Genomic DNA, 10,303 nt, shown 5'->3' with positions numbered 1-10,303 from the left:
GGCCGCCGGAGCGACCTCGGGGGCGCGGGGCGCCCGGGGGGCCGCGGGAGCGGCCTTCTCTGCGGGTGCCTCGGCAGGTGCGGAGCCGCCGGCAGCCTTCAGCTGCTCGCCGAACTCCTTCTTGAAGCGCATCTCGACGGGGGGCTCCACCGTGGAGCTCGCCGACTTGACGAACTCCCCCATCTCCTTGAGCTTCTCGAGAACGAACTTGCTCTCGACGCCGTACTGCTTGGCGAGCTCGTGAACTCGGGTCTTGGCCACGTTTCTCCTTCTGGCCCCAGACCCGCGCTCGGCGTCCTAGGACCGTTGGTGGTTGTGCAAACTCATTGGGAAGTACTCATCGAGTGCTCATGAGCTGCTGCTCCAGTTCCTGGTCGTGTGCATCAGGTGTTGACAGGTCGGACGTGCGAGCGAGCGAGGTGCTCGGCCACCGGTGCGCTGGAGAGCCCGGGCGTGCCACTGGTCCTCAGGGCCCGGCCGAACGCCTTCCGGCGCACCGCGAGGTCGAAGCACTCCTGGGTGGGGTGCAGGTGGGCACCACGCCTCGGAGCGGTGGCTGTCGGATCGGGCACCACGGCCGGCTGGCCGTCGCTGTCCGAGCCGGCGGTCACCCGCAACAACTCGCGCTTGGCGGCCCGCTTCCGACAACCCACACAGGTCCGGACCGGCCCCGAGGGGTCGATGTCGTCCGGGCGTGCGAAGGACTGGGGAGAGCGAACCACTGGCATCAACCCTACCGGGTCGTCGGCGCATTCCCGAACCGGGAGGGCCGGGCCGGCGCCAGGTCCGGCGACAGGTCCGCGACAGGTCAGGCGTCGTCGCCCTCGTCGGAACGGATGTCGATGCGCCAGCCGGTCAGCCGGGCGGCCAGGCGGGCGTTCTGGCCCTCCTTGCCGATGGCGAGGGAGAGCTGGAAGTCCGGCACCACGACGCGCGCGGAGCGGGCGGCGGCGTCCACGACCTCGACGGAGGTGACCCGGGCCGGGGACAGCGCGTGGGCCACCATCGTCGCCGGGTCCTCGGACCAGTCGACGATGTCGATCTTCTCGCCATTCAGCTCGGCCATCACGTTGCGCACCCGCTGGCCCATCGGGCCGATGCACGCGCCCTTGGGGTTGACCCCGGGCGTGCTGCTGTGGACCGCGATCTTGGTGCGGTGGCCCGCCTCGCGGGCGATCGCTGCGATCTCGACGGTGCCGTCGGCGATCTCGGGGACCTCGAGCGCGAAGAGCTTCTTGACCAGGTTCGGGTGCGAGCGCGACAGCGTGACCTGGGGGCCGCGCATGCCCTTGCGCACCGAGACGACCAGGCACTTGATCCGCGTGCCGTGGCGGTAGTCCTCGCCCGGCACGCGCTCGCTGACCGGCAGCAGCGCCTCGATCTTGCCGAGGTCAACCATGACGTCGTCGGGGTTGCGGCCCTGCTGGATGACACCGGAGATGATGTCGCCCTCCCGGCCGGAGAACTCACCGAACCGGATCTCGTCCTCGGCGTCGCGCAGGCGCTGGAGCATGATCTGCTTCGCGGTCGTCGCGGCGATGCGGCCGAAGCCCTGGGGGGTGTCGTCGTACTCCCCCACCGGGTTGCCGTCGTCGTCGACCTCGGTGGCCAGCACCGTGACGTGGCCGGACTTGCGGTCCAGCTCGACGCGCGCGCGCTCCTGCGCGCCCGGGGTCTTGTGGTACGCCGTGAGCAGGGCCTGCTCGATTGCCTCGACGAGGACGTCGAAGGAGATCTCCTTCTCCCGCTCCAGCATCCGCAGGATGCTCAGGTCGATGTCCATCAGGACTCCTCCTCGTCGAGACCCTCGTCGGGGTCGGTCTTGCGGTTGAACTCGACCTGCACCAGCGCCTTGGCGACGTCGGCGTACGCCAGCCGCCGCTCGCGGCCGGTGACGTCGAGGGTGACGCCCTCCTCGTCGGAGGAGGTGATCCGCCCGGTGAGGGTCTCGCCGGCGGTCGTCGTGGCCTTGACCAGCCGGGTGGCGTTGCGCCGCCAGTGGCGCGGAAGGGTGAGGGGGCGGTCGACGCCGCGGGAGGTGACCTCGAGGGTGTAGGGCTGCTCGCCCATCACGTCGGAGGCCTCGAGCACCCGGTCGACCTCACGGGTGGCGTCCGCGACGTCGTCGAGGGTGACGCCCCCGTCCTTGTCGACCGCGACCCGGAGCACGCGGCGCTTGCCGGCGGGGGTGATCTCGACGGCCTCGACGTCGAGGCCCAGCACCTGCAGGGGGTCGCGGAGCTCCTCCTCGATCCGACCCCGGACGGCGTCCTGCTTGCCTGTGGTCACGGGTGGGCGACCTCCCTGTTCTGTTGTCCTGCGGTTCCCAGCGTCCGGACACCATAGCCCGGCACGGGACGGAGGCTAGGGTCGCGCCGTGCCTCTCCTGCCGCCCGCGTCCCGACGCGCCGTCGTCGGCGTGGGCACCGTCACGCTGGTGCCCCTCCTGGCCGGCTCCCTGGGCGCCTGCGACGCCTCCGACGTGGGCGACCTGCTGCCCCGAACGGACCCCTCCGACGGCTCCGCGCCGGAGCCGGCACCCGACCCGGACGCCGACGAGGCGCTCGTCGAGGAGGCGGTCGGCGGGCTCGCCGAGGCCCTGGCCCTCGTCGCCGCGGTGCGGGTGCGGCACCCGCGCCTGCGCGACGTCCTCGCAGGGCTCGAGGACAGCCACGTCGCCCACCTCGCGGCGCTCGAGGGCGAGCAGCGCGGGCCCGCCGCGCCGCCGACCGCGGACGCCGCCGCGGCCCTCGCGCTGGTCCGCCGTCGGGCGGCCGCCACCCAGCGCCGGCTGGCCGACCAGGCCGTCCGCGCCGACAGTGGACAGCTCGCGCAGCTGCTCGCCTCGATGGCCGCCGCGGTCGCCCAGCAGCTCGTGCTGCTCCCCCGCCGCCCGGGAACCGGCGCATGACCACGCTCGACGCCCTCCAGGCGACCCTCGCGGCCGAGCACGCCGCCCTCCACGTCGTCGGTGCCCTCGGCGCGCAGACGTCGGAGTCCGGCTCCCCCGGGCTGTACGCCGCGCTCCAGGACGCCTACGTCCAGCACCGGGCGCAGCGCGACCGGCTCGAGCGCGAGCTCCGGGACCGAGGGGCCGAGCCGGTGGCCGCGGAGCCGGCCTACGAGCTGCCGGACCGGCTGGCCGCGGTGCCGGCCGTCGAGCGGCGGGCGCGGGAGCTGGAGACCGACTGCGCGGCGGCGTACGCCTCGCTCGTGGGGCACACGGCCGACGACCTGCGCCGGTGGGCGGTCGAGGTGCTGGTACGCACAGCGGTCCGCGGGCTCGCCTTCCGGGGAACTCCCGAGATGTTCCCCGGGGTGGGCGAGCACGCGGACCGTTGGTGACCCGGACACGTGGGTCCGAGGGAGCCGTCCGAGGTGGGGACCGACGGGGAGCTCCCTCGGGGACGACCTTGCAGCACGCGGGGCCACCGGGTCGATGCCCGCGACTCCTCAGGTTCGTGCATTGCACCTTCCTGCAGGGCGACCCTGCAGGAGCGGCGCCTCGGCGTCAGGCGCGGACCAGCCGGACGAGGTGGTCGACCACGTGGTCGGCCGGCACCTGCTCGCGCTCGCCGGTCCGGCGGTCCTTGACCTCGATGACCCCGTCGGCCAGGCCCTTGCCGACCACGACGATCGTCGGCACGCCGATGAGCTCGGCGTCCTTGAACTTCACGCCGGGGCTGACCTTGCCGGGACGGTCGTCGTAGAGCACCTCGATGCCCTGCTTGGACAGCTCGTGGGCGACGCGCTCGGCGGCGGCGAAGACCGCCTCGTCCTTGCCGGTCGCGACCAGGTGGACGTCGGCCGGCGCGACGTGGCGGGGCCAGCACAGCCCCTGCTCGTCGGCGGTGCCCTCGGCGATCGCGGCGACGGCTCGCGAGGGACCGATGCCGTAGGAGCCCATGGTGACGGTGACGAGCTTGCCGTTCTCGTCGAGCACCTTGAGGTCAAGCGCCTCGGCGAACTTCCGGCCGAGCTGGAAGATGTGGCCCATCTCCAGCCCGCGCTCCGCCTGCAGGGTGCCGCCGTCCAGCCGGGGGCACGGGTCCCCCGCGCGCACCTCGGCGGCCTCGATCGTGCCGTCCGGGGTGAAGTCCCGGCCGGCGACGAGCTCCAGGACATGGGAGCCCTCGACGTCGGCACCGGTGACCCAGCGGCTGCCCTCGACGACGCGCGGGTCGACGAGGTAGCGGATGCCGGTTGCGCTCTCCTCGCCGAGGACGCGGGGGCCGATGTAGCCCTTGGCCAGGTCGGGGTACGCGGCGAAGTCGTCCTCGCCGAAGGGGCGGAACGACGCCGGGTAGACGTGGGCCTCGAGGCGCTTCTCGTCGACCTCGCGGTCGCCGGGGAGACCGATCGCCAGCGGCTCGGTCGACCCGTCGGGGTGCTCGAGGAGGAGCAGAACGTTCTTCAGCGTGTCCGCGGCGGTCCAGGACCGGTCATTGCGCGGGAACGCAGCGTTGAGGTGGTCGACGAGGGTCTCGATGGTCGGCGTGCCGGGGGTTGCCTCCGCGTGGGCGGCCGGCGCGTCGTCGTACGGCACGGGTGCCGGCGCGGGGATTTCGACCGCCTCGACGTTGGCGGCGTAGTCGCACACCGTGCACTGCACGAAGGTGTCCTCGCCGACCGCAGCGCGGGCCAGGAACTCCTCGGACTTCGAGCCGCCCATCGCGCCGGAGTGCGCCGAGACGATGACGTAGGAGAACCCGAGCTTGTCGAAGATCCGGACGTAGGCGTCGCGGTGCTTCTGGTAGCTCTCGTCCAGGCCGGCGTCGTCGACGTCGAAGGAGTAGGAGTCCTTCATGATGAACTCGCGGCCGCGCAGCAGGCCGGCGCGCGGACGCGCCTCGTCGCGGTACTTGGTCTGGATCTGGTACAGCGCGAGCGGGAGGTCCTTGTAGGAGGAGTACAGGTCCTTGACGAGGAGCGTGAACATCTCCTCGTGCGTCGGGCCGAGCAGGTAGTCGCCGCCCTTGCGGTCCTGCAGGCGGAACAGCCCGTCGCCGTACTCCGTCCAGCGGTTGGTCGCCTCGTAGGGCTCGCGCGGCAGCAGCGCGGGGAAGCTGACCTCTTGCGCGCCGATCGCGTCCATCTCCTCGCGGATGATGTCCTCGACCCGGCGCAGCACGCGCAGGCCCAGCGGCAGCCAGGTGTAGATGCCGGGGGCGGCGCGGCGGATGTAGCCGGCCCGGACGAGCAGCTTGTGGCTGGGGACCTCCGCGTCCGCCGGGTCGTCGCGCAGCGTGCGGACGAAGAGGCTCGACATGCGCAGGATCCGGGCGGTCATGGGCGCAAGGGTACGGCCGCCCGCCGGGTCAGCTCCGGGCGGCCTTGAGTGCCGCCCGGATCATCGGCAGCTGCATCGGCAGGCGGCCGATCGCGATCGCCTTGAAGCGGGTGCTGCGGGTCCTGAGCGAGTCCTGCGCCATCTTGACGTTGCCCGGGAAGACGCCCAGGAGCACGGCCACGCTGGCGTAGCCGGCGACCTTGCGGGTGGCAGGCACCGCCATGCCCGCGGCGCACACCAGCTCGGCCACGCCACTGGCGTAGATGACCTCGCGGTGGGCCGGCACCCAGGCCGGCATGAGCGGCTCGAAGACCTCCGGCTTGACGAGGTGGACGACCCCGCTGACGGTGAAGCCGGTGGCGAGGACCTTGGCGCTCAGGGGCAGGCTCATGTCGCCCACCCTGTCAGAGGCGTGTCGGGGCGCCGGTCAGAACATCACGGTGGAGAACCGGGCGGTCTCGGCGAAGCCGACGCGGGCGTAGGCGCGGCGGGCGGGCTCGTTCCACTCGTTGACGTAGAGCGAGACGACCGGCGCGACCTCGGCGCGGACCATCTCCACGACCGCGGCCATGCCGTGCGCGGCCAGGCCGTGGCCGCGCTGGTCGGGCGGCACCCAGACGCCCTGGATCTGGGCGGCGTGCGGGGAGGCGCAGGCGACCTCGGCCTTGAAGATCAACCGGTCGCCCTCGAAGGCGGCGAAGGACCACCCGCGGCTCATCAGCTGGGTGACCCGGGCGCGGTAGAGCTCGGCCCCTCCCCCGTGCTCGGGCGAGACGCCGACCTCCTCGGTGTACATCGCCACGCACGCGGGATAGAGCTCGGGCATGTCCTGCCGGGTCGTACGCCGCACCCGCGGGTCCGGCTCGATCTGCGGCGGACCGGCGATCTCGAGGTGGGGCTGGCGCCAGCGGGCCTCGCGCGGACGGTCCCAGCCGGGGGACACGCCCTCCCACAGCGCCTCGACCGCGGCGTGCGGCCCGACGATCGTGGACACCGTGCGGCCGCGGCTCAACGCCCGCTCGGCGAACGCGCGAGCGTCGTCCGGCCCGGCCTGGACCGGAACCAGGTTGGCCCCGACGTGGCAGGCCGCGACGAGCTCACCGCCGTCGAAGCGGCCCCACATCTCCCCGCCGAGCCAACGGGGCTCGAGGTTGGTGGTGCGGGCGCGGTAGTCCGCGAAGACGTTGACCACCGGGTCGCGCCCGGCGAGGTCGAGGAAGGCGGCCAGGTCGGCCGCCCCGAGGGGGCGCACACCGGACCGGGTCGACAGCACGTCGGCAGCCTACGGGGTCCGGCTCGTGCCAGGCGGCGTCAGCCGACCGTGACCTGGGCGCCGGCGCCGTCGACGGACTCCATGCCCTCGGCGATCCGCATGGCCTCCTCGATGAGGGTCTCCACGATCTGCGACTCCGGCACGGTCTTGATGACCTCGCCCTTGACGAAGATCTGGCCCTTGCCGTTGCCCGAGGCGACGCCGAGGTCGGCCTCGCGGGCCTCGCCCGGGCCGTTGACGACGCAGCCCATGACGGCCACGCGCAGCGGGACCTCCATGCCCTCGAGGCCGGCGGTCACCTCGTCGGCGAGCTTGTAGACGTCGACCTGGGCGCGGCCGCACGAGGGGCAGGAGACGATCTCGAGGCGGCGGGGCCGCAGGTTGAGCGACTCCAGGATCTGGAGCCCGACCTTGACCTCCTCGACCGGGGGCGCGGAGAGCGAGACCCGGATCGTGTCGCCGATGCCCTGGGAGAGCAGCGCGCCGAACGCGGTCGCGGACTTGATCGTGCCCTGGAACGCCGGCCCCGCCTCGGTCACCCCGAGGTGCAGCGGCCAGTCGCCCTCGGCCGCGAGCAGCTCGTAGGCGCGGACCATGACGACCGGGTCGTTGTGCTTCACCGAGATCTTGAAGTCGCGGAAGCCGTGCTCCTCGAAGAGGCTCGCCTCCCACTTCGCGGACTCCACCAGCGCCTCGGGGGTGGCCTTGCCGTACTTCTCCATCAACCGCTTGTCGAGCGAGCCGGCGTTGACGCCGATCCGGATGGAGGTGCCGCGGTCGGCCGCCGCGCGGGCGATCTCCTTGACCTGGTCGTCGAACCTCTTGATGTTGCCGGGGTTGACGCGGACCGCGGCGCAGCCGGCGTCGATGGCTGCGAAGACGTACTTCGGCTGGAAGTGGATGTCGGCGATGACCGGGATCTGGCTCTTCGCGGCGATGGCCGGGAGCGCCTCGGCGTCGTCCTGGCTCGGGCAGGCGACACGAACGATGTCGCAGCCCGACGCGGTCAGCTCGGCGATCTGCTGGAGGGTCGCGTTGACGTCCGCGGTGACCGTCGTCGTCATCGACTGCACCGAGATCGGGTGGTCGCTGCCGACACCGACCTTGCCGACCTGGATCTGACGGGTCTGTCGGCGCGGCGCGAGCACCGGCGGCGGTGCCGCGGGCATGCCGAGGCTGATGGCGGTCATGTCCTCAAGGGTACGGCGCGGCCCGAGGGCGCCGGACGCCGCTCAGGACTCCGGCAGGTGCAGCGGCACCACGAGGTCGCCGACGATGAGCACGACCCCCATGACCAGCATGGCCGAGGCGACGACGTACGCGACGGGCAGGAGCTTGGCCGCGTCGACGTACCCCGGGTCGGGGCGGCCGAGGACGCGGGCGAACCCGCGGCGGACGGCCTCCCACAGGGCGCTGGCGATGTGGCCCCCGTCGAGCGGCAGCAGCGGGATGAAGTTGAACATGCCGATGAAGAAGTTGAAGCCGGCGATGAGCAGCAGCAGGAAGGCCAGCTTGTCGTTGCCGGGGATCTCCTCATGCGCGGTCGTCTCGCCGGCGAGGCGGCCACCGCCGACGATGCTGACCGGGCCCTCGGGGTCGCGCTCCTCCAGGCCGACGATCGCCTGGGCGACGTCCCACACCTTCGCGGGGAGCGTCGCGAGCGCCACCAGCGTGTCCTTGGTCATCTGACCCATCTGGCCCAGCGTGTAGCCGATGCCGCCGGTCGCGATGTCCGCGCTCGGCGAGATGCCCAGGAAGCCGACCTGGGTCAGCGTCTCGTCGGTCGCCGAGGTCGGCCGGGCGGAGACGGTGGTGTTGGTGACGACCGTCCGCTCGCGGCCGTCGCGCTCGATGAGGATCTCGGCGCGACCGTCGTCGTTGCCGCGGATGAGGTCCTGCAGCTGGCGCCAGTCCTCGATCCGCGTGCCGTTGAAGGCCAGGAACCGGTCGCCCGGCTCGAGGCCGGCCTGCACCGCGGGGGTGACGGGGTCGGCGGCGGTGCAGACGCGGCCGTCCTCCTCGACCGGCACGACGCACTCCTGGACCGAGCTGACGACCGGCTCGATCTCGACGTCACCGGGGTTGCCGTAGGTGCCGAAGACAGAGGCATAGATGCCGAAGGCGATGAGGATGTTGACCGTCGGGCCGCCGGCCATGACGACGACCTTCTTCCACCACGGCATCTTGTAGAACAGCCGCTCGTCGTCGCCGGGCTCGACCAGCTCCCACTCGGCCGCGCGGGCGTCGGAGATGAGCTGGGTGAACATGCCGGTGTTCGACTTCCGCACCCGGACGACCTGCTGGCCGTGCTCGTCGTACGTCACCTCGTCGGCGACCGCAGCGGCGCCCGGCGGCAGCATCCCGACGATCTTCACGTAGCCGCCGAGCGGGATCGCCTTGAGGCCGTACTCGGTCTCGCCGACGCGCTTGCTCCACACGGTCGGGCCGAAGCCGATCATGTACTGCGTGACCTTCCCGCCGAACGCCTTCGCGGGGATCATGTGGCCCAGCTCGTGCAGACCGATCGAGACGAGGATCGCGACCACGAAGGTCACCACGCCGAGGAGGTAGAGCAGGGCGGTCATGCGGGTCCGTTCAGGGTCCGGTCAGCGGTGGGTCACGGCTCGAGCAGCGCCTCGGCCCGGGACCGGGCCCAGGCGTCGGCGGCGAGGACGTCGTCGACAGAGAGGTGCTCGGTCGAGGGTACGTCGTGCTCGCTGAGAACCGCCTGAACCGTGGGGACGATGTCGACGAACCGCAGGGCGCCCCGGCGGAAGGCGTCGACGCACACCTCGTTGGCGGCGTTGTAGACCGCAGGGGCGGTCGCCCCCTGCTCCCCCGCGGCCCGCGCCAGCGCGACGGCAGGGAACGCCTCGTCGTCGAGCGGGTGGAACTCCCAGGTCTCCGGCTTCGACCAGTCGACCGGCGCCGCGGCGCCGGGGACCCGGTCGGGCCACGCGAGACCCAGCGCGATCGGGATCATCATCGTCGGCGGGCTCGCCTGCACGAGCGTCGAGCCGTCGACGAACTCGACCATCGAGTGCACCACGCTCGTCGGGTGCACCACGACCTCGATCCGGTCGTAGGGGATGCCGAAGAGCAGGTGCGCCTCGATCACCTCCAGCCCCTTGTTGACCAGGGTCGCGGAGTTGATCGTGATGACCGGGCCCATGTCCCACGTCGGGTGCGCCATCGCCTGCTCCGGCGTCACCTCGGCCAGCTCGGCGCGGGTGCGGCCGCGGAACGGCCCGCCGCTCGCGGTGAGCACCAGGCGGCGTACCTCGGAGGCGGCGCCGCCGCGCAGGCACTGCGCCACGGCCGAGTGCTCGGAGTCGACCGGGACGATCTGGCCCGGCCGCGCCCGCTCCAGCACCAGCGGGCCGCCCATGACGAGCGACTCCTTGTTGGCGAGCGCGAGCGTCGTGCCGGCGTCGAGCGCGGCGAGCGTGGGCCGCAGGCCGACGGCGCCGGTGATGCCGTTGAGGACGACGTCCGCGTCCATCGAGGCCGCCTCGACGCTCGCGTCCTCGCCGAGACCGGCGTACGCCGGGCGCAGCTCCGACACCTGCTGCTCGAACAGGTCGGGGTTGGACCCGCCGGCGGTCAGCCCGACGACGCGGAACCGGTCCGGGTTGGCGCGCACCAGGTCGATGGCCTGGGTGCCGATGGAGCCCGTCGAGCCGAGGATGACGATGTCGCGGCGGTCAGTCACCGGGCCAGTCTCCCAGCCAGCCGCCGGT

At 72.4% G+C, this 10,303-nt stretch carries 12 protein-coding genes; 2 read left to right on the top strand and 10 right to left on the bottom strand.

The window, feature by feature from the left end:
• From G6553_RS06120 to rimP, 4 genes are all read right to left on the bottom strand, one after another.
• On the bottom strand, positions 1–261 hold a 261-nt coding region (locus G6553_RS06120; RefSeq protein ID WP_166190114.1), incomplete at its 3' end, for a translation initiation factor IF-2 N-terminal domain-containing protein.
• Between the two features lie 122 nt (positions 262–383).
• On the bottom strand, positions 384–728 hold the full coding sequence (locus tag G6553_RS06115; protein ID WP_166190112.1) for a YlxR family protein: 345 nt from the start codon (positions 726–728) through the stop codon (positions 384–386).
• Positions 729–808: 80 nt separating this feature from the next.
• Positions 809–1,783 carry a transcription termination factor NusA gene (nusA, locus tag G6553_RS06110; protein WP_166190110.1) on the bottom strand — a complete coding sequence of 325 codons (975 nt, stop codon included), beginning with the start codon at positions 1,781–1,783 and terminating at the stop codon, positions 809–811.
• The gene (gene rimP / locus G6553_RS06105) at positions 1,783–2,289 is read right to left on the bottom strand and encodes a ribosome maturation factor RimP (protein WP_166190108.1); all 507 of its coding nucleotides are present in this window, start codon (positions 2,287–2,289) and stop codon (positions 1,783–1,785) included. Before rimP ends, nusA begins: the two co-directional genes overlap by 1 nt.
• 88 nt (positions 2,290–2,377) lie before the next feature.
• On the opposite strand from rimP, the gene G6553_RS06100 reads away from it, so the two are divergent.
• Together G6553_RS06100 and G6553_RS06095 are read left to right on the top strand one after the other, a co-directional pair.
• A complete protein-coding gene (locus G6553_RS06100) occupies positions 2,378–2,911 on the top strand; it encodes a hypothetical protein (RefSeq protein ID WP_166190106.1) in 534 nt (177 codons plus the stop codon).
• A complete protein-coding gene (locus G6553_RS06095) occupies positions 2,908–3,345 on the top strand; it encodes a ferritin-like domain-containing protein (RefSeq protein WP_166190104.1) in 438 nt (145 codons plus the stop codon). The genes G6553_RS06100 and G6553_RS06095 overlap by 4 nt, the downstream gene beginning before the upstream one ends.
• Before the next feature lie 166 nt (positions 3,346–3,511).
• Here the strand turns inward: G6553_RS06095 and G6553_RS06090 are convergent, their stop codons facing one another.
• Genes G6553_RS06090 through dxr form a run of 6 tightly spaced genes read right to left on the bottom strand, consistent with a single transcriptional unit; the run spans position 3,512 to position 10,275 of the window.
• A complete protein-coding gene (locus G6553_RS06090) occupies positions 3,512–5,290 on the bottom strand; it encodes a proline--tRNA ligase (protein ID WP_242680043.1) in 1,779 nt (592 codons plus the stop codon).
• Positions 5,291–5,318: 28 nt separating this feature from the next.
• Complete coding sequence (locus G6553_RS06085; RefSeq protein ID WP_166190102.1) at positions 5,319–5,681, bottom strand: DoxX family protein; 363 nt, start codon at positions 5,679–5,681, stop codon at positions 5,319–5,321.
• A 36-nt stretch (positions 5,682–5,717) separates the two neighbouring features.
• A complete protein-coding gene (locus tag G6553_RS06080; RefSeq protein WP_166190100.1) occupies positions 5,718–6,563 on the bottom strand; it encodes a GNAT family N-acetyltransferase in 846 nt (281 codons plus the stop codon).
• A 38-nt stretch (positions 6,564–6,601) separates the two neighbouring features.
• A complete protein-coding gene (gene ispG / locus G6553_RS06075; protein ID WP_166190098.1) occupies positions 6,602–7,753 on the bottom strand; it encodes a flavodoxin-dependent (E)-4-hydroxy-3-methylbut-2-enyl-diphosphate synthase in 1,152 nt (383 codons plus the stop codon).
• 42 nt (positions 7,754–7,795) lie between these two features.
• Positions 7,796–9,148, bottom strand: a complete 1,353-nt coding sequence (locus tag G6553_RS06070; RefSeq protein WP_166190096.1) for a site-2 protease family protein — start codon at positions 9,146–9,148, stop codon at positions 7,796–7,798.
• A gap of 32 nt (positions 9,149–9,180) precedes the next feature.
• Positions 9,181–10,275: a 1-deoxy-D-xylulose-5-phosphate reductoisomerase gene (dxr, locus tag G6553_RS06065; protein ID WP_166190094.1), complete on the bottom strand. Its 1,095-nt coding sequence runs from the start codon at positions 10,273–10,275 to the stop codon at positions 9,181–9,183.
• Positions 10,276–10,303 lie beyond the last annotated feature (28 nt).

It is taken from the genome of Nocardioides sp. IC4_145, assembly GCF_011250565.1.
Classification (GTDB): domain Bacteria; phylum Actinomycetota; class Actinomycetes; order Propionibacteriales; family Nocardioidaceae; genus Nocardioides.
This window is presented reverse-complemented; position numbering and strand designations above follow the sequence as displayed.